Genomic DNA, 20058 nt, shown 5'->3' on the forward strand with positions numbered 1-20058 from the left:
GGGTGTGTCTGCAACGAACAATGACGATTACGTAACGAACAATTGGTGCATATACATCTCCTCCATGGGATGTTTTTTTTTGGCAAAAATTCATCATAAAGGAGGAAAAAAATGTTATTTAGAAAAGGCTTTAAACAAACCACGTTAATTTTAATTACCGCCATATTATTGTTTGCTCAAAGTAGCCTTTTTTTCATGCAGCAGGCTGCAGCAGAAACACTTACGAATGGGGTAACCGTGACGATTGTGGATTCCTATACAAATGAATCCATATTGCCAACTACTGCAATTGCTTTCGAGGAAGGGGATACTGCTTTTGATGTCCTACGGCAAGTAACAGAAAGTAATAATATTGCCTTCGAATATGATGAGCACCCAGAGTTTGGAGCGTATATTATTAGTATTGGAGAATTAGCTCCACAAGGATATGATTATTGGGGCTTCTTTACTAACGGTGCAGAGGCAAGTACAGGAATATCTGCCTACACCGTTCACCATGGTGACAATCTATTATTTAAAATAACCACATGGCCACCAGAAACTGTTAATGTCACCGTATCTGCTCGCGGACTTGCAAATGAAGAAATCATTCCAGAAACAAATGTGTCCGTAGTCCATGGCGGGACTGCTTATGATGCACTTGTTCAAGCAGCCCAGCAAAATGGTTTAACGCTAGACGTAACCGTTGATTCCGAATGGTTAACTTATTTGAACGATATGAATAACTTACTTGATGACAATGCCTATTGGGGCGCATATATGAATGATGAATATATGATGACTGGTTTAGTCGACTATTCCTTACAAGAAGGAGACCACCTCCAATTACGTGCTGAATCATTAACGGGGGAACCGCAACCGAATCCAGCTAAACCAGGAGAACCAGGGGGTGAGGAGCCAAGCAATCCTGGTGAAGGAAATGAAGAACCAGCAAATCCAGAGGACGGACAGCAGGAAAACAATCCAATAGGAATGGAAGAGCTAGCTACCTCCATCGAAAAAGCAACACAATATTTATCGGATAATCAAGTGACTGATTGGTACAGCGTGATTGCACTGAAAGCATTAAATAAGGAAATACCATCTACTTATATAGAGAAAATATTAAACCAAGTTGCAACAAATAAAGGGGAATTTCGCAATGTAACAGAGCTGGAAAAGGTTATTTTCACCTTAACTGCTGCTGGTAAAGATGCTACCGATATTGCTGGATACAATTTAATTGAGGCTTTAACCAATCATGAAAGAATGACGAACCAAGGAAATAACGGACCAATTATCGGTTTACTTACACTTGATAGTGGTTCCTATACGGTTGCTAATAATGCCAAATGGACGAGAGAAAGCCTAATCGAAACGATTTTAAATCATCAGCTTGCTGATGGTGGATGGTCGCTATTTGGCAATACTGCAAGCGCGGATATAACAGGGATGGCAATTGCCGCACTCGCACCTTACCAAGAGCAGGAAAATGTACAGAGTGCAATCAGAAAAGCTGCGGATTGGCTATCCAAACAACAAGCGGCTAGCGGCGGATTTATTGATACCTTTAACGGTGGAGAAGCAAGTGAGTCCATTGCTCAAGTTATTGTTGGATTGACAGCTGCTTCTCTCGATCCAACGAGTGATTCCTTTACAAAAGAGAATGGAAATTTAGTCGAACGATTATTAGCCTTCCAACAGAAGGATGGGGGATTTACCCATTTACTAACGGATGATGAAGCAAATGGAATTTCCACTACCCAAGCATTACTCTCATTAGCCGCCTATCAAAAATACGCAAATGGGGAAGGTTCCATTTATCAGTTTGTTGATACAAATAATTTACAACCAGTTAGTGAGGATGAAATTATTTCAAATAAATCGAAGACAGAAGAAAATGCAATAGTTGAAGACGAGGGAAAATTATTGCCAAATACAGCAACTAATAGCTATCAGCTTTTTACCTATGGCATCCTTTTAATCTTCCTAACAAGCATTTATTTATATACTAACCGAGGCATATCGAATTCAAAGAAATAAGGGATGGATTGGCTGCAGAACTCTGTAGCCTCTTCCTTTTATAAATAATAATTATTTGCTGCAAGAAAATGAAGAAAAGGAGAGGAAGCATTGCGATATTTTATCAAAAAGGGCTTACTAATTACTCTTTCCTTATGTTTACTTTTATGGATGGTCGGTTGTGAAAAAGATTCCGTGCTTCCAGAGAATAGTGTCACACCTATTAATGAAACAGCTTCCGAGCAGCAAGAAGGTGAACAACCTACGGGTGATGCGCAAAAGGAATCTGTGAAGAGTCAAGAAAAGAGTTCTGAAGAATCCGCAGACGAAAGTTCAAGTAATGTGGAAAAAGCTCCTCCAGTGTCCTATGATACGAATGAAACAGCAAATGCCAATAGCGATGATGAAAAATTGGAAACAGCTGTTGATACGAGCGAAAAGCAAAAAGAGGAGAAACCAGAAAATCCAAAGGAAGAAAAACAAGATCCCGCTCCTGCACCAGAGCCAGTAAATGAGGTGATTGTTTCCATTCAAGGGCTAAATCAGCCAATATTAGCTAACATACCAGTCACGATTACATCTAATGAAACAGTAATTAGTGCTACAATAAAACTACTGAAAGCGAAGAAGATTCAATATAGTATTACTGGTTCTGGAGCAACCACCTATGTGGAATCGATAAATAACCTATATGAATTTGATCATGGTCCTTTAAGCGGCTGGACAGTAAAAAAGAATGGCGTACTTATCAGCCGAAGCTCCGGTTCCGAATCTGTTTCTAATGGGGATACGATTGAATGGGTGTATACGACAGATTATACCGAGGAATAAAAGAATAAAGGAAACAAATAGGCAATCAAAGGGGAAAATAGGATGCAACCGTTAATATATATCCGAAACGAAAAGAATATCGAACGAGAGAGGTTACTAAAATGATGAAGCGCGGCTTCCGATCTCTTCACCCCTTAGTTTGCCTAATTTATTTTATCGCCGCTTTTACCACTCTCATGCTTTACCAGCACCCATTCTTTTTAGTGTTTACTATTATCCTACTGCTTTGTTTCCATTGGGCTTTAGACCGATGGCGTTTATTAAGAGGCTGGGGGAAAATGTTCATGATTCTTCCTATCCTTTTTTTCATTATTACTCCTTTAATTAACCACCGTGGGAATCATCTTTTGTTTTACCTATTCAATAATCCAATTACTTTAGAAGCAATTATGCAAGGCTGGATTCATTCGTTATCCTTGCTTGCCATGCTTTTATTGTTTATGTCATTTAATCTTGTTATTACTGCAGATAAGTTTTTATTTTTATTTTCCAGAGGTTTTCCACAATGGTCACTGCTTATTATGCTTTCTATGAGATTTATCCCGTTATTGCGGAGACGGCTAAACGAAATAATTACCGTCCAAAAATCTCGTGGATTATCTACCCATGATGGTCGCTTTCGACAACGAATAAAAAATGGATTATTGCTTCTTCAGATTTTATTAACGTGGTCATTGGAGGAAGGAATCCAAACAGCAGATTCAATGGCCGCTAGAGGATATGGTTTACAAAAGAGAAGCCGCTATATCCCTTATAAAATGAAACTTATCGATGGTATATCGATTATTTTCTTGCTTATACTCACGATTCTTTGCCTTTTTGGCTGGTGGTTAGGAGACGGTGTATTAGCACTAACACCAATTCTTGAACCAATATTCCTTTATGGTAGGGAATGGACATTCTTTTTCCTATATATCGTTCTTATTGGTTACCCACTAATTATGGAAATAAGGGAGCAATTATTATGGCATTCTTGGAAACAAAAAATTTAAGCTTCACCTATCCTGACGAAGAAAAACCGGCAATTTCTGATGTTTCCCTTTCCATTGCACAAGGGGAATTTGTCGTTTTATGTGGTCCTTCTGGTAGTGGAAAATCTACACTTTTGCGCTTACTAAAAAAAGAAATTGCCCCTTATGGAGACAAACAAGGGATTATTCATTACAAAGGAGAAAAGCTGGAGACAATAGATGCGCATCTCCTATCCAAAGAAATCGGAATGGTGTTCCAGGATCCTGAAAATCAATTAGTAATGGATCGAGTATTAGAAGAGCTTATCTTTGGTTTAGAAAACATTGGAATGGATTCCGAACAAATGCGGAAAAGAGTCGCAGAAATGGTGCATTTCTTTGGAATCCATCATTTACTAGATCACAAGGTTCACTTGCTTTCTGGAGGGCAAAAGCAAATTGTAAATTTAGCAGCTGTACTCTTAATGGAACCATCTGTTCTTCTCCTTGATGAGCCAACAGCACAGCTTGATCCGGTAGCCGCAAAAGATTTTCTCCAGATGATCAAGCAAATGAATCAAGAATTTGGCATTACAATTATGATGGTAGAGCATCGGTTAGAAGACGTATTTCCTCTTTGTGATCGAGTCCTATTTATGGAAAATGGCACAGTTTTGACTGATGGTAAGCCACGTGAGGTTATCCAACAGCTTTGGAAGAAGAAGATGCTTGCTAAAACTTCTTATTTACCATCCCCGGCATTACTATATTTAGAGCATACGAAAAACGGACAAAACATCCCGTTAACGGTTAAAGAAGGACGAAGGTGGGTAAATACGCTAGCCATCAATCCGAAGGCTGTAGCACGCAACAATGCTCTTGTAACTGAGAATAAGTCAATATTTTCCTTGAAAAATATTGACTTCCACTACGATAAAAAAGGGGGAAATATAGTAAACTCCCTTAGCCTTACCGTTTATGAAGGAGAATGGCTGGCAATTGTCGGGGCGAATGGTACAGGGAAATCTACCTTATTGAAGTTGATGGCAGGATTAGCCACTCCTCAAAAAGGTTCGATTAAATGGAATGGAAAAAAAATAAAAGGACCACTTCCATTAGATATTGTTTATTTACCACAAAACCCAAAGCTTTTATTTGTTCATGATACAATTCGTAAAGAGTTAGAGGAAGTAAAGAAAAGACTTTCGTTATCAGATGGGGGAGAAAAATTACAGCTGCTCCTTTCTATTTTCCAACTTGAAACGTTATTAGATCGCCACCCTTATGACGTCAGTGGTGGAGAATTACAAAAAATTGCCATTGTAAGCTTATTACTATCGTCTCCAAAAATCCTTCTACTCGATGAACCAACGAAAGGTCTCGATCCGGAAATGAAGAAAGAGCTTGGTCAATTATTAATGAAAGTAAAAGCACTCGGTGTCACAATTGTAATGGTCACACATGATATGGAATTTGCCGCTCTCTATACTGACCGCTGTGCGATGATGTTCCAGGGGGAAATTGCTTCTACTGCTCGCACAAACGATTTTTTTAAAGGAAATACCTTCTATACAACAGTTATCAACCGAATCACTAGGGGTAGTCAGGTGCCTGAGGTTGTAACAGCTGAGGAGGCGAGGCAGCGTTGGGAGATTATTGGAGAGGACAGCGAAAAATAATGAAAAAATATTCTGCCCGTTTTTATATTTTTCTTGTGGTTCTTATTTTAACAGTGCTGCTCCTTTTTATTCCGCTGTTAACTACCGAACATTATTTATTTGCTAGTGTTATTTTTATGATTGGCTCCTTTTTCCCGTTCTTCCTCCGGTTTGAATGGAAAAAGGTCACAGGAAGAGAGCTTGTTATGCTTGCGATACTTGCCGCACTAGCAGCGGTTAGTCGCATTCCCTTCGCTTCCCTACCAAGTATTCAGCCAACAACCTTTGTCATCATTATAGCTGGGTCAGTATTTGGAGCAGAGAGTGGATTTGTTGTTGGAGCATTAGCTGCTATCGTTTCGAATTTATTCCTCGGACAGGGTCCATGGACACCTTGGCAAATGTATGCTTGGGGAATGATTGGCTTAGCTAGCGGTCTCCTAAAAAACACTTGGTTTATGAAACATACCATTGGGCGAACCATTTTCGGGATTCTTTGTGGTTTTCTATTCGGCTGGATAATGAATCTTTGGTTTGTAATCGGGATTATTCAAGATTTTCATTGGTCAGAAATTATTGCCTATTATAGTGCCAGTTTTCTTTTTGATTTAGCACATGCTCTTTCCAATGCATTTTTCCTAATAGTTTTTGCAAAAAGCTGGATCAAAATTTTATCACGATTCAAAAAGAAATACGGTCTCCTATTATAAAGTTTTTCACTTAAAAGCAAATTTACCAATAAGGGTATGTTTGCTTTTTTTGTTATTGTTTGCTTTTTATTTTTTTGCATAATTAAAGGCAACAATGCTGATAGTATGTATGATTGTTTTATTACCTTCTTGTAAATAAAAGAATGGAAAGGAGAATATTAATGGCTCGAGGAAAAGCATTTAACCATAAGAAAAAAGGACATCCTGGTAATTTTCCTGCGGATAGTTTAACGGAAAAGCATTCAAAAGAAGCGATTGAGGACGAGGAACTTATTGTTACACAAGAAGCATTTAAAAATCGAGTAGAAACAAATCGTGAGTAAGCAGGGGGGAATTGAATGGATTTCATGCGCGCAAAAGAAATAGTAAATTCACCTACCATGATTAATGTCAGCTATAGAGGCATCCCTGTGTACATTCAATCCGTACAGGAAGATAGTAATATAGCTGTTGTCTATCCCCTGGATGAAATGCATAATAAACAAGAGGTTGATTTAGCCGGTTTAACTGAAGAGGGGCCATGATTCATATGTATATCTGATTTTTATCGTTCGGAGGTGCGCCAGTGAATAGACTACGGGCTGAGGAAATAGCTTCATCGGCAGCTATGCATAATGTCACTTATAATGGAAAAAGAATTTTTATCCAACAGGTAAATAATCAATCAGAGACCGCACGTATCTATTATTTAGATGAACCACAAAATGAGTTCGAGGTGCAATTAGTTAATTTGCGAGAGCATTAATAACGTGCCAAAGGAGATCAATGATTTGATTTCCTTTTTATTTTATAGATAAATACGCATTAATAAAATTTTCTGGGGATGTTTTTACTTGATAGGAGTAAAGTCCGGTATTTGTATGTAAATAAAGTGTCCCACCTCCCACACCGAATGCTCGAAAGGAAATATCGTGGACATTTTCTAGCGGGAATTCTCGATGGTGAGTGACAATTTTATCTCCATATAAGAGGAGGTGGCGTTCTTGTTCAATATATTTTTGTACAAGTTCCATTGTGTCGACTTCTCTTAGAACCTTCCAATATGGTTGGCTCGCAATAATCTTCATAATGTCCTCCTTCTTATATGAAAAAATTATAGGTGATTTCTTCTTGCAAAATCTACGAAACGGAATTTATCTGGTCGATGTCGTGATTCTGTGTATTGGAATAGTCGGGCATCATTTAAATAAACGTAATTTTTAATGATTACAATACTATGAAACCCCTCCAAATCAAGGAGTAAGCGGTCCTCCTCAGTTGGTTCTGTCACAATTATTTCTTTTTTAGCAAAGCTAATCGAAAGCTCTAAAGTATTTTCTAAATAATCATAGATAGAGTTTTCACATATTTCCTTTGTTATTTCCGGAACAACCTCTTGAAGTAAATAATCTTTATCTAGAATAATCTTTTCTCCATTAATTTCGCGGATTCGAGATATTTTCCATACGTAATTTTTCGAATTTATATTGAGCTGCTGTCTAATGTACGTATCCGGTTTCTGTAACGATAATTCGTGGACAATTGTATTTGCTGATGCTCCCATTTTGGATGCAAGCTCTTTAAAGCTTACAAGGCCGGAAATTGGGAAGTCAAATTTATTCGACCGAATGACGACAGATCCCTTCCCTCTTACCTTTTGGATATAACCATTTTGTGCTAGTAAATTTAATGCCTTTCGAATCGTTTCCCGAGAAGTATCATAATAATCCTTTAATTCATTTTCAGAAGGAATGAGGGAATTTGTTGGAAATTCCCCTTGCTCCATTCGATTTACTATATCATTATATATTGTTAAATACTTATTTATCATACGTATCCCCAACTACTAGTATTCATCCGTTGCTCACTCATATTGTTCTCCGATTCATTACTCTCTCGTATTTATTAATTGCTGCTTTTTAAATAGTATACAATGGATTCATATGGGCGTAAGTGGATTTTTGAATAATCCATTGCCACGTCCTTGTAATTTGAAATTAAAACTTCACTTTCATAACCCGAAAAATTGGATTCTGCTGGTAGCTGAAATTCTACTTCTTGTTCATAGAAATTATTTACTACTAACAGCTTCTCTTTATCCGTACTGCGTATATAAGCAAAGATAGCATCATGCTCTGGTAATAGCAACTCATAAGCCCCAGTTGTAATAATATCGTAGTTTTTTCTTAATTGTATAAGCTTTTGATAATGATAAAAAATAGATTCCTTATCGGCCAATGCACTTTTAGCATTAATAGTTTTATAATTTTTCGCAGTTGGTATCCATGGTGTTCCAGTGGTAAATCCCGCATTAATGGTATCGTCCCATTGTACCGGTGTTCGCGAATTGTCGCGTGATTTTTGTTTTAAAATAGTAATGATTTCTTCCTCTGACTTACCACTTTCCTTAAGTATTTGATAAATATTTAACGATTCTACGTCACGGTAATCGTTAATCGTATCAAAATTTGGGTTTGTCATGCCAAATTCCTCGCCTTGATAAATATAAGGAGTTCCTTGCATCATATGAATCGTCGTTGCAAGCATCTTAGCAGATTCTCGATGATATTTTCCTTCATTACCAAAACGGGATACTACTCGAGGCTGATCATGGTTACACCAAAATAGTGCATTCCATCCTCCACCCTTGCCCATTTCAACTTGCCATTGTGATAAAATTTGCTTTAATTTAATAAAATCAAAGTCTGCTCGTACCCATTTTTCTCCATTCGGATAATCTACTTTTAAATGATGAAAGCTAAATACCATATCTAGCTCTTTACGAGACGGATTTGTATATTTAATACAATTTTCAATGGAGGTAGAGGACATTTCTCCAACGGTCATAATTTGCTTGTTTGAAAAAACCTCTTGATTCATTTCCTGCAAATATTCATGAACGCGAGGACCATCTGTGTAAAATTTCCGACCATCCTTCGTTGCATCTGTTCCATCATCATCTAAGAAGCGCTGATCTTTCGAAATAAGATTGATAACATCTAGACGGAAACCATCGACACCTTTATTTAACCAGCTGTTCATCATCTCATAAACAGATCTCCTCACAGAAATATTTTCCCAATTTAAATCTGCTTGCGTCACATCAAATAAGTGTAAATAATATTGTTCTGTTTTTTCGTCATATTCCCAGGCTGATCCACCAAATTTTGATTGCCAATTATTTGGTTTCTCTCCAGCTTTCCCGTCTTTCCAAATATAAAAATCGCGATATCGATTTTCTTTAGAGGATGCTGCTTCTTTGAACCATTGATGTTCAGTAGAAGTATGGTTTACTACAATGTCCATAATTAATTTCATACCTCGCAGATGAACTTCTTTAAGCAGTTGATCAAAATCTTCCATTGATCCGTATGGTTCATAAATTTTATAATAATCACTAATATCGTAACCATTATCCCGTTGCGGAGACTGATAAATCGGAGTAAGCCATAATACATCCACCCCTAGTTGTTTTAAATAATCTAATTTGCTGATGATTCCTTGAATATCTCCCGTTCCGCTTCCTGTTGTATCTTTGAAACTCTTTGGATAAATTTGATATACGACTGATTTCTTCCACCAATATTGCTCCATTTATTACACCTACCTATTTTTGAATATACAAAGTTGCCGTTTTTAAGGTCTAATTAAATTATTCGTAATAATAGCTGCACATCGCATACCTTTGCAGGTTTATACTTATGTTTATTCTCTGTTTATTTTCACAAAATGTTCCTATATTTAATAGTAAAAGGGAACATATTTCAGTCCCCCTTTTATTTCTTTATTTAATTATTGATCCATATCATTTTGCTTTTTTCAATGAAATTTTACCAACATTTGCTTTTGCAAAAATTAACGTTAATATAAATGGAATTACGATTGCTACTAACATAGCGAGTGCAAACATCCACATATGTTTTGGTTGTATTGATAGGATACCAGGTAATCCACCAACCCCAATGGAGTTCGCCATTACATTACTTCCAACGGAGATTACAGCTGCAATAGCTGAACCAATCATTGCTGCTAAAAACGGATAACCATATTTTAAGTTAATACCAAACATTGCTGGCTCCGTTACCCCTAAGTAACAAGAAATGGTAGCTGGAATGGATACTTGTTTTTCTTGTTCATTTTTTCTATTGATAAAAATCATCGCAAGTACTGCAGATCCTTGGGCAATATTCGATAATGCAATCATTGGCCATAGATTCGTTCCACCTAATTCACTCATTAATTGTAAATCAATGGCATTCGTCATATGATGTAATCCAGTAATAACTAATGGCGCGTAAACGAATCCAAATATTGCTGCAAATAACCATCCAAAGGCAGAAGATAATCCTGAATAAACAACATCAGATACAAATGAACCGATTTGCCAACCGATAGGTCCAAGTACAGTATGTGCAATTAACACAGTAGGTACTAAAGAAAAGAACGGGACGACAATCATTGAAATAGAGTTTGGAACGATTTTACGAAGATTTAATTCTAACCAAGAGAATAATAACCCTGCTAAAATTGCTGGAATTACTTGTGCTTGATAACCAATCATTTCTACTTGTGCAAAACCGAAGTCCCAAACAGGAATCTCATCAGCTCCTGCTACGGAGTATGCATTAAGCAACTGTGGTGATACTAGGGTAATCCCTAAAACAATTCCTAAAATTGGTGTTGCTCCCATTTTTCTAGCAACTGCCCATGTAATACCTACAGGTAAGAAGTGGAATATCGCTTCACCAATTAACCAAAGGAAGGAATGAACCCCTGCCCAAAATTGAGATACCTCAATAATAGACTTCGTTCCATCCTCTAGTAATTTGATGTCCCCTAAAATATTTCGGAAGCCTAAAATTAATCCCCCTACTACGATTGCTGGAATGAGCGGTGTAAATATATCTGCTAAGTGCGAAATTAATCGTTGTAAGAAATTCATGTTTTGTTTAGCCGCTTGCTTCACTTCGTCTTTCGATGTATCACTAACGCCTGCTAGCTTAATAAATTCATTATAAAAAGAAGATACTTCATTCCCGATAATTACTTGGAATTGTCCTGCTTGCGTAAATGTACCCTTTACAAGACCAATCGCTTCAATTGCTTCTACATTTGCATTTTTCGGTTCCTTTAATACAAAGCGCATTCTTGTTGCACAATGCGTTACAACAGAAATGTTATCGCTTCCACCGATGTTCTCTAAAAGCTGTTTAGCTGGTTCTGTATATTTACTCATCGTATTTCCTCCCCAATCATTTTATATTTTTATAGTTTTCTCATTTATGTTCAGCACAACCTATAACTTGTATATACAAATTTTGAATACGTTCTCATTTTAAACTTGTATATACATCTTGTCAATTACTTTTTATCACTTTCTTGTGATTTCTTTTTTCTGTTGTTTACTAAAGGGTAACTTAATACTTTAGAGAAACTATTTTGAATGCACTGCCGAGCAGACTGAATACATAAAGACTCCCGAGGGAAATCGCGCCCACACAGGAAAGCGAAGTGTATCTCACTCTGCAGTCTCTACCCAATAGGAAACAATAAAAACACCTTATTTTTAGACTACTTCATTTATTCTTATTGTTTCACATCAAAACTCAATATATGTAGTTGTGTAGAAAATAATACTGATAATTAATCATTTTTGCATTATGCTAGTAATAGCAGATTTTTACCTAAGGAGTTAGTACATTGGTTAAACGATTAGTTATTACAGGTTATAAACAACACGAACTTGGTATTTTTGATAATAAACATCCAGGAATCGCCATTATAAAAAAGGCGATCGAGCGAGAGCTTTTAAAGCAAATCGATGAAGGCTTGGAATGGATAATATTAAGTGGTCAACTTGGAGTAGAAACATGGGCAGCAGAAGTCATTATGGACATGCAAATGGAATACCCACAATTAAAATATGCTATTATCACGCCATTTCTTGATCAGGAGAAAAATTGGAACGAGGCAAAGCAAGAAACGTACGAAGAAATATTAATGAATGCGGATTTCCATACAAGTCTTACGAAGCGTCCATATGAGGGCCCTTGGCAATTTATTGAAAAAAATAAGTTTTTCTTACGGAATTCCGATGGGCTTCTACTCATTTATGATGATGAGAATCCGGGTTCGCCTAAATACTTAAAAGAATTAGCAACACAATACGCTGAAACAACCGACTATCAACTCTTCATCATTAACTCTTATGATTTACAGGTTATCGCAGAGGAAGAGCTATATAAGTAGTGGTAAAACAGTTGGTAAACTAGTAACGCGGTCATTCAGAAGATTGGAGCAAAGCATACAACAAAGTTGATATTGTCATTTAATCACAAAAACCCCAATGATTGGACTATTTTTGCATAAGCTAGTCCTCATTGGGGTTAAAATTTTGAACTTTATTATTTATTTTCGAGTTCTTTTTTGTACTTTTCAAATTCTTTTGTTGTACAACGAACCCAGTGTCTTGGTTTTATTTCTCTAAATTCAGGTTCTTCACTTGTATCATGTACCGATGGATCATACGTAATACGTGTACGTGAACGCTCATAGTCTGGATCTGGAAGTGGAATAGCAGATAATAGTGATTTTGTATATGGATGAATTGGGTTATGGTATAATTCATCACTATCCGCAAGCTCTACCAAATTACCTAAATGCATAACGCCAATACGATCACTAATGTATTTCACCATGGAAAGGTCATGAGCAATGAATAAATATGTTAAGCCACGTTCTTTTTGAAGCTTCTTCAATAAATTTACTACTTGTGCTTGGATTGATACGTCAAGAGCAGATATCGGCTCGTCACAAATAATAAATTCTGGATCTACTGCAAGTGCTCTTGCAATCCCAATCCGTTGTCTTTGTCCACCACTAAACTCATGAGGGAAACGAGTAGCATGCTCTTTGTTTAAACCAACATCCAATAGCAATTGTTCTACACGTTCTTTTCTCTCTTTCTCATTTTTTACTAAGTGATGCACATCTAATCCTTCGGCAATAATATCTAATACAGTCATCCGAGGGTTTAAGGAAGAAGATGGATCTTGGAAAATCATTTGCATTTTTCGATTAAATTTCAATAGGTCTGCTTTTGACTTTTTCCCGTGAACGTCTTCCCCATTATATTTAACTTCTCCACTTGTTGCATCATAGAGGCGAATAATGGTTCTACCAGTAGTAGATTTACCACTACCTGACTCTCCTACAAGACCAAAGGTTTCGCCTTTATAAACATCAAACGAAACACCGTCTACTGCCTTAATTACTTTATTACGCCCAGCAGAAAAATGCTTTTTCAAATCAATTACTTCAAGAAGTTTTTGTTCTGTATTCATTTTGTTTCACCGCCCTTTGCACCCGTTTTCGCGAATCCTTCTATTCTCCGTTTTACAGATTCAGGAGGTTCCACTTTTGGAGCATTCTCATGTAGTAGCCATGTTGCTGCATAATGAGTGTCCGATACTTTAAACATTGGTGGCTCCATAACCGTATCAATTTCTAATGCATACGAATTTCTCGGAGCAAATGCATCTCCTACTGGAGGATTTAACATATCTGGCGGTGTACCAGGAATGGTATATAGTTCTTCATCTTCACTATCAAGTGTTGGCATAGAACCTAATAATCCCCAAGTATATGGATGTTTAGGATTGTAGAAAATATCATCTACTGTTCCTATTTCCACGATTTTTCCTGCATACATAACTGCTACACGGTCTGCTACGTTTGCTACCACACCTAAATCATGGGTAATAAAAATAATAGAACTTTTCGTTTTCTGTTGAATTTCCTTCATTAGCTCTAAAATTTGCGCTTGAATTGTAACATCCAATGCAGTTGTTGGTTCATCAGCAATTAATAGCTTTGGATTACAAGCAAGTGCAATGGCAATAACTACCCGTTGACGCATACCACCAGAAAATTGGTGTGGAAATTGATTAACACGCACTTCTGGATATGGGATACCAACTAATTTTAATAGTTCAACAGCTTTTTTCTTCGCCTCTGCCTTACCCATATTTTGGTGTTTAATCAAACCTTCCATGATTTGATTACCAATTTTCATTGTCGGATTAAGTGATGACATTGGATCTTGGAATACCATAGAGATTTCTTTTCCACGAATCTTTTGCATTTCTTTTTCTGATTTTTTAACTAAATCCTCCCCTTTAAAGAGGATTTCACCACTTTTAATAATACTCTGTGGTTTAGGAAGTAGTCCCATTAGTGCAGAAGAAGTAACGGATTTCCCGGAACCAGACTCCCCTACGATTGCTAATGTTTCTCCTTCGTTTAGATCAAAGCTCACACCTCGAACAGCTTGTACTTCACCGTTGTAGGTGTTAAATGATACTCTTAAATCTTTTACTTCTAATAGTTTACTCATTTAAAGACACCTACCTTATTTTTTATGCATTTTAGGATCGAACGCGTCACGAAGTCCATCACCTAAAATATTGAACGCAATCATGATAACTGATAACAATACTGCTGGAAATACTAATAAGTATGGATATAGACGAATATTAGCAAATCCACTATTGATTAACGAACCTAATGAAGCATCCGGTGGCACAATACCTAAACCAATGAAGCTTAAGAAGGCTTCAAAGAATACTGCACTCGGAATGGAGAACATTGTATTAACGATAATAATACCACTAATATTTGGTAGTAAATGCTTACGAATAATCGTACCATTTGGAGTACCTAATGTTCTTGCTGCTAAAACGAACTCTTGACTCTTAATTTTCAAAACTTCCCCACGTACAATCCGTGCCATACCAACCCAACCAGTAATACAGAGGGCAATGACAATGGATACAATACCCGGTTGAAGGACAAGCATCATCAATAGAATGATAACAAGGTTTGGTATACCTACGAGAATTTCGAGAATACGTTGCATGATATTATCGACTTTTCCACCATAGAAAGCAGAAACGCCACCATAAGTAACCCCGATTAATATATCTAATAATGCTGCAACGAAAGCAATAATAAGCGATACACGAGTACCTAACCATAGACGTGTCCATTGGTCACGACCTAGTGGATCGGAACCTAACCAGAAATACGTATCTTCCATATTTTGTGCTTCATATATGTGATAGATTGCTTTTACTTCTGCAGAGTTTCTGCTGCCGTCGCCTTCTTTAAGAACTTTAATATCAATAAAGTCTTCTGCATTGTCGAAACGAGCGATTGCTTTTCTTGTAGCATCCTCTACATCTTTACCCTTAAATTCTTCTCTTAATGTACCGTCCACACCAAGCCAAGAAACTTTCTCCAGTACTGGAATACGTGGAGGCATTTTTGCACGAGCTAATTCTTGATCATTATCTCCCCAGTGGTTCATGTAAGGACCAAAAATACTCATTAAAATAACTATAATAAGGATAACTATACTGATTACCGCAGGTTTATTTTTAAATAGCGTTCTTCTTGCATCCTGCATGAATGTTCTACTAGGTCTTGAAATTTTCTCACTAGTATCTTCTTTGCTTTCTAGAGGTACAAATAAATCTTTTGATAGATCGTTTAAATTATTTTTATCCATTAACTTTTCCCTCCAGCAATTCTAATTCTAGGATCAATTAATCCATAAAGGAGGTCGACGATTAAGATGATTACAACAAATCCAAAAGCATAAAGTAATGTTGTTCCCATAATAGTTGGATAGTCATTAACCATTACCGATTTAACAAATTGCTCCCCAATACCAGGTATTGCGAAAATTTGTTCAATAACCATCGATCCGGTCATAAGTCCAACTGCCATCGGACCAATTACGGTAATTAATGGAATCATTGCATTTCGTAATCCATGTTTAAATACAATTCCTGATTCACTTATACCTTTTGCCCGAGCAGTAATAATAAAATTCGAACCAAGTACTTCAATCATTTCTGTTCTAGTAAAACGAGCAGCAGTAGCTAAAGGTCCAATAGCTAATGCAATGGTTGGTAGTATGGTATGTTGAAATTCGCCCCATAACGCAACAGGGAACCACCCTAGTTCAACAGCAAACACGTATTGCAATAGTCCAGCAAATACAAAGGAAGGGATGGATGTTCCTAATACAGCGATTATTGTTGAGGTGTAATCAAGAGGACCGTTATGGAATATTGCTGCAATAAGTCCTAGAATGATACCTAAAATTGTACCGATAACCATTGCTTGAAAACCTAATAGTGCTGATGGCCCAAGACGATCCATTAATATTTTCGTTACAGGCGTATTATCAAATGCAAAGGAAATTCCTAAATCTCCTTGTACAAGTCCTCCAACATATCGCACATATTGGACTGGCACAGGATCATTTAATCCATATTTTTCTAATACAATTGCTTTCTGTTCTTCACTTAATTTGTCATCTGCTTGTAGCGGACTTCCGGGTAACAGTTTCATTAAAAAGAAGGAAACCGTCGCAATTATAAACAATGTTACTATCATATATCCAACCCGACGTAGAATATAACGAGCCATACTTACACCTCCTAAATTTTTTTAATTTATGAACATAATATAAATGTTCATTATTGTGAGAAATTTCAATAACAAGGAGAAAAGAGAGCATACGCCGTAATGCAGCAATACACTCTCTTACTTTCCCACACGAACTATGTTTTTAATGATTATAATGTTTTATTCTTCAGAACCAACATAAGCCCATTTATATTCATAAGTTGCACCAAATTTATTTACAAATACACCTTGTACTTTTGGTGAAATTAATTGAGCCATTGCACTTTGGTATACAGGAGCAATTGCTGCATCTTCGAATAATAATTTTTCAGCTGCTAAGAAGTTTTCATAGCGAGCATCATTATCAGTAGCAAGTGTTGTTGCAGTATCTTGTACTAACTTATCATATTCTTTGTTAGAATAGCCCATTTTGTTGTTACCGCCATCTGTTAACCAAAGATTTAAGAATGTATATGGATCAAGGTAGTCAGGACCCCATCCAGCAAATTGAATATCATAATCCATATTTGTATCTAAATCTAAACGTTGTTCAAATGGAACTTGTTTTAATGTAACTGTTAAACCAGGTAGATTTTGTTCTAATTGATTTGCTAGCCATTCGTTCATAATCTTAGAAGTATCTGTGTCTCCACCTAAGAATTCAAGTTCAACACTGTCTACTCCTAATTCTTCTAAACCTTTAGCCCAGAATTCTTGAGCAGCTGCTACATCATATGTTACTAAATCTCCACTAGCATCACGGAAATCCTCACCAGTTGCAGGTACAGTTACAAAGTCTTTTGGAACAAGACCGTTAGCAACGATTGAACCGTTGTTTAAAATTTCATCAACTAATGCTTGTTTATCAAATGCTCTACTAATTGCTTTACGCACATTTACGTTTGCAAGAGCTTCATTTCTTGTTTGGTTAAGTTTCAAATAGAATACAGATGTTTCTGGTGTTACCGCATAATCATCATCTGTTGAGTATAGGTCTACAAGGTCTGAAGATAAGCCTGTACGGTCAACTTCACCTTTTTCATATAAGTCAACAGCAGTTTGAACTTCTTTAACTACTTCAAAAGTAATCTTGTCTAACTTAACTGTTGAAGCATCCCAATAGCTTTCGTTTTTCACAAGTTCCCAGCTATTGCTTGTGCTTTCCCATTTTTCTAATGTAAATGGTCCGTTGAATAACAATGTGTCTGTGCTTGTAGCATATTTGTCACCTTGTGCTTCAACAAACGCTTGATTTTGTGGTAAGAATGTACCGAATGTTGTTAATGATTCGAAATAAGGTGTTGGGTTTTCAAGTTCAACAACTAAAGTATAATCGTCAGGAGCAGATACTCCAAGCTCCTCTACCGGAACTTCTCCGTTACTTACCGCTGTTGCATTTTTAATTACTCCGCTCATCATGTATGGACCGTATTCAGAACCAGTATCTGGATTAACTGCACGTTGCCAAGCAAATACGAAGTCTTTAGCTGTTACAGGGTCACCATTGGACCATTTTGCATCTTGACGTAATGTAAATGTCCAAGTAAGACCGTCTTCACTTGTTTCAAAATCTGTTGCAATCCCTGGAGTTGGTTCTCCATTTTCATCTAAACGGTATAAACCTTCCATAGTTGATCCAAGGAATTGGAAACCATATTCATCTGTAGCTAATACAGAGTCCATTGATGGAATAGTATCTCCATTAATAAAGTTTAATACTTGTTCTACATCTTTTTCTGTAGATTCTCCACCTTGTTTTGATCCTTCATCAGAACCGCCACAAGCTGCTAAAAATGTACTTGCTAGTAGCAATACTGCTAATAGTAAAGACCATTTTTTGAACTTCATAAAAAAAGACCCCCTTATTTTTCTGTTTTTAATTTTCTGACATTTACCTTAGTAGAAGGCAATGAAAGAATATATTTATAATTATAGCATCATTATTATTCTTGTAAAGTATAAATTTTAAAATAACTCGTAATATATTAAATTATGATATGTTAAAATCAAAAGAATAAAAGAAAAACAGGAAAAATTTATGGTATTTTAAATGTTTAAAGTATTATTTTTCCTTTTTATATTTTATTTATTATATTTAAATAGTATCCCCTCTTTTTTGTTTAGTTTTATTCAGGTAAACTGGGTAAAATGATATAATGGCTAAAACTACTAATAATAGGTGATGGATTGATGTATAAAAATAAATGGCTAATGTTGTTAGTAAATCTTTTATTTATTTTCTTGATGTTTTTTATTTTTGCACCAAAATATGATTTTCTTCACTTTATTAATGCGTTCTTTTATATTTTCGCAATATATGCCATCATTTATTTGTTCCTTTTCACAGTTAAAGGGGGATTTTTTGATGGTATTGTTTTTGGGTTTCGAAGATTTAATAACAAAATGTTTAACAAAGAGGATTACTTGGAGGAGTGGAAGGATAAGCCACTTCCATCAGAAAGCTTAAGTATGACGTTTTATCAATGGTTAAAATCTCAAACACTGCTGTTGCTATTACTGTTATTAATACTACTTGTTCTTTTTTACACCATTTAAAAATAGCAAAAGGCGAACCCATTGGTCCGCCTTTTACTATTTTATTTAAAATGCTGGGATAGCAGTTTCATCGTAGTTTTCTTCTAAAAATTGTTTAACTTCTGGTCCAGAAATCCGTTCTGCTAATTTTTGAATTGCTTCGGAGTCTTTATTATCTTCTCGGGCAACTAAAGTAATCGCAAATTTTGATTCTAATCCTTCTGTAAGAAGGGCATCACTTTTTGGTGTTAAACCAAGTGGTGCTGCATATGCAGGCGTCATAATAACTAAATCTGCATCATCATACATTCTTGCTAACATCAATAAATCTACTTCTTCAAATTTTAGATTTTTTTCGTTTTCGATAATATCCGCTTGTGTAGCATTAATACCTACACCTTCTTTTAGCTTAATAATGCCCTGATGATCAAGAATAGCTAAGGAACGCCCAATATTGGAAGGGTCATTCGCAATTGCTACTGTAGCACCGTCTGGAACTTCATCCATTGATTTGTATTCCTTTGAATAAACTCCATAGATTGCATGGTAAACTGCCTGAACGGGTACTAAGTTTGCCCCATTTTCTTCATTATATTGTTCCATGTATGGAACATGTTGGAAAAAGTTAGCATCTACCTCTTTTGCAGCTAATGCATTATTCGGTTGAATATTATCCGATAAAACAACCACTTCTAAATCAATTCCATCTTCTTTTAATAATGGTTTTACTACATCTAAAATTTCCGTCATTGGCGGGATTAATGATGCTACCTTTAATTTCACAAGTTCATCATTAGAACCATCCTTCTCATTTGCATTATCCTTTTGGCCACATGCTGAAAGCACAAAAATCATCACCAGGAGAATTAATAGTAAGACTTTTTTCATTGCTGTTACCTCCAAATAAGTTTGTTGTTT

Annotated in this window: 20 protein-coding genes; 10 read left to right on the forward strand and 10 right to left on the reverse strand. The window is 36.3% G+C overall.

All coding sequences use genetic code 11. The features are described 5' to 3' along the window. The first annotated feature begins 111 nt into the window (after positions 1–111). The 8 genes from OEV98_RS07455 to OEV98_RS07490 all read left to right on the forward strand — a co-directional run bounded on the left by OEV98_RS07455 (position 112) and on the right by OEV98_RS07490 (position 6895). Positions 112–2022 carry a DUF4430 domain-containing protein gene (locus OEV98_RS07455; protein WP_263072598.1) on the forward strand — a complete coding sequence of 637 codons (1911 nt, stop codon included), beginning with the start codon at positions 112–114 and terminating at the stop codon, positions 2020–2022. 90 nt (positions 2023–2112) lie between these two features. After that, a complete protein-coding gene (locus tag OEV98_RS07460) occupies positions 2113–2832 on the forward strand; it encodes a DUF4430 domain-containing protein (protein WP_263072599.1) in 720 nt (239 codons plus the stop codon). A gap of 104 nt (positions 2833–2936) precedes the next feature. Further along, positions 2937–3824 (forward strand): energy-coupling factor transporter transmembrane component T, encoded by an 888-nt coding sequence (locus OEV98_RS07465; protein WP_263072728.1) that lies wholly within the window; start codon positions 2937–2939, stop codon positions 3822–3824. Beyond that, complete coding sequence (locus tag OEV98_RS07470; RefSeq protein ID WP_263072600.1) at positions 3797–5461, forward strand: ABC transporter ATP-binding protein; 1665 nt, start codon at positions 3797–3799, stop codon at positions 5459–5461. The genes OEV98_RS07465 and OEV98_RS07470 overlap by 28 nt, the downstream gene beginning before the upstream one ends. After that, positions 5461–6150: an ECF transporter S component gene (locus tag OEV98_RS07475; protein ID WP_263072729.1), complete on the forward strand. Its 690-nt coding sequence runs from the start codon at positions 5461–5463 to the stop codon at positions 6148–6150. The genes OEV98_RS07470 and OEV98_RS07475 overlap by 1 nt, the downstream gene beginning before the upstream one ends. Positions 6151–6311: 161 nt before the next feature. Next, positions 6312–6473, forward strand: a complete 162-nt coding sequence (locus OEV98_RS07480) for a hypothetical protein (RefSeq protein WP_263072601.1) — start codon at positions 6312–6314, stop codon at positions 6471–6473. A 15-nt stretch (positions 6474–6488) separates the two neighbouring features. Then, positions 6489–6674 carry an H-type small acid-soluble spore protein gene (locus OEV98_RS07485; RefSeq protein WP_263072602.1) on the forward strand — a complete coding sequence of 62 codons (186 nt, stop codon included), beginning with the start codon at positions 6489–6491 and terminating at the stop codon, positions 6672–6674. Positions 6675–6715: 41 nt separating this feature from the next. Then, the gene (locus tag OEV98_RS07490) at positions 6716–6895 is read left to right on the forward strand and encodes an H-type small acid-soluble spore protein (RefSeq protein ID WP_263072603.1); all 180 of its coding nucleotides are present in this window, start codon (positions 6716–6718) and stop codon (positions 6893–6895) included. Between the two features lie 37 nt (positions 6896–6932). On the opposite strand, the gene OEV98_RS07495 is transcribed toward OEV98_RS07490, so the two are convergent. The 4 genes from OEV98_RS07495 to treP all read right to left on the reverse strand — a co-directional run bounded on the left by OEV98_RS07495 (position 6933) and on the right by treP (position 11365). After that, positions 6933–7217, reverse strand: a complete 285-nt coding sequence (locus OEV98_RS07495) for a hypothetical protein (RefSeq protein WP_263072604.1) — start codon at positions 7215–7217, stop codon at positions 6933–6935. A 26-nt stretch (positions 7218–7243) separates the two neighbouring features. Beyond that, positions 7244–7960, reverse strand: a complete 717-nt coding sequence (gene treR, locus OEV98_RS07500; protein WP_263072605.1) for a trehalose operon repressor — start codon at positions 7958–7960, stop codon at positions 7244–7246. 74 nt (positions 7961–8034) lie between these two features. Further along, positions 8035–9723 carry an alpha,alpha-phosphotrehalase gene (gene treC / locus OEV98_RS07505; protein ID WP_263072606.1) on the reverse strand — a complete coding sequence of 563 codons (1689 nt, stop codon included), beginning with the start codon at positions 9721–9723 and terminating at the stop codon, positions 8035–8037. Between the two features lie 211 nt (positions 9724–9934). Beyond that, the gene (gene treP, locus OEV98_RS07510) at positions 9935–11365 is read right to left on the reverse strand and encodes a PTS system trehalose-specific EIIBC component (RefSeq protein WP_263072607.1); all 1431 of its coding nucleotides are present in this window, start codon (positions 11363–11365) and stop codon (positions 9935–9937) included. A gap of 464 nt (positions 11366–11829) precedes the next feature. On the opposite strand from treP, the gene OEV98_RS07515 reads away from it, so the two are divergent. Continuing rightward, entirely contained in the window at positions 11830–12378 is a 549-nt protein-coding gene (locus OEV98_RS07515; RefSeq protein WP_263072608.1) for a DUF1273 domain-containing protein, read from the forward strand. A gap of 155 nt (positions 12379–12533) precedes the next feature. Here OEV98_RS07515 and OEV98_RS07520 read toward each other — a convergent pair whose 3' ends face one another. The 5 genes from OEV98_RS07520 to OEV98_RS07540 form a co-directional block, all read right to left on the reverse strand. Beyond that, positions 12534–13472 (reverse strand): ABC transporter ATP-binding protein, encoded by a 939-nt coding sequence (locus OEV98_RS07520; protein ID WP_263072609.1) that lies wholly within the window; start codon positions 13470–13472, stop codon positions 12534–12536. Then, positions 13469–14524: an ABC transporter ATP-binding protein gene (locus tag OEV98_RS07525; RefSeq protein ID WP_263072611.1), complete on the reverse strand. Its 1056-nt coding sequence runs from the start codon at positions 14522–14524 to the stop codon at positions 13469–13471. The genes OEV98_RS07520 and OEV98_RS07525 overlap by 4 nt, the downstream gene beginning before the upstream one ends. A gap of 15 nt (positions 14525–14539) precedes the next feature. Further along, the gene (gene opp3C, locus OEV98_RS07530; protein ID WP_263072612.1) at positions 14540–15697 is read right to left on the reverse strand and encodes an oligopeptide ABC transporter permease; all 1158 of its coding nucleotides are present in this window, start codon (positions 15695–15697) and stop codon (positions 14540–14542) included. Further along, positions 15697–16626 (reverse strand): oligopeptide ABC transporter permease, encoded by a 930-nt coding sequence (opp3b, locus tag OEV98_RS07535; RefSeq protein WP_263072613.1) that lies wholly within the window; start codon positions 16624–16626, stop codon positions 15697–15699. The genes opp3C and opp3b overlap by 1 nt, the downstream gene beginning before the upstream one ends. 159 nt (positions 16627–16785) lie before the next feature. Continuing rightward, positions 16786–18453, reverse strand: a complete 1668-nt coding sequence (locus tag OEV98_RS07540) for a peptide ABC transporter substrate-binding protein (RefSeq protein WP_263072614.1) — start codon at positions 18451–18453, stop codon at positions 16786–16788. 342 nt (positions 18454–18795) lie between these two features. Here OEV98_RS07540 and OEV98_RS07545 point away from each other — a divergent pair, with 342 nt between their 5' ends. After that, complete coding sequence (locus OEV98_RS07545) at positions 18796–19161, forward strand: DUF3899 domain-containing protein (protein ID WP_263072615.1); 366 nt, start codon at positions 18796–18798, stop codon at positions 19159–19161. 45 nt (positions 19162–19206) lie between these two features. On the opposite strand, the gene OEV98_RS07550 is transcribed toward OEV98_RS07545, so the two are convergent. After that, complete coding sequence (locus OEV98_RS07550) at positions 19207–20028, reverse strand: MetQ/NlpA family ABC transporter substrate-binding protein (RefSeq protein WP_263072616.1); 822 nt, start codon at positions 20026–20028, stop codon at positions 19207–19209. Positions 20029–20058: the final 30 nt, after the last annotated feature.

This window comes from Perspicuibacillus lycopersici (assembly GCF_025660475.1).
Classification (GTDB): domain Bacteria; phylum Bacillota; class Bacilli; order Bacillales; family Caldibacillaceae; genus Perspicuibacillus; species Perspicuibacillus lycopersici.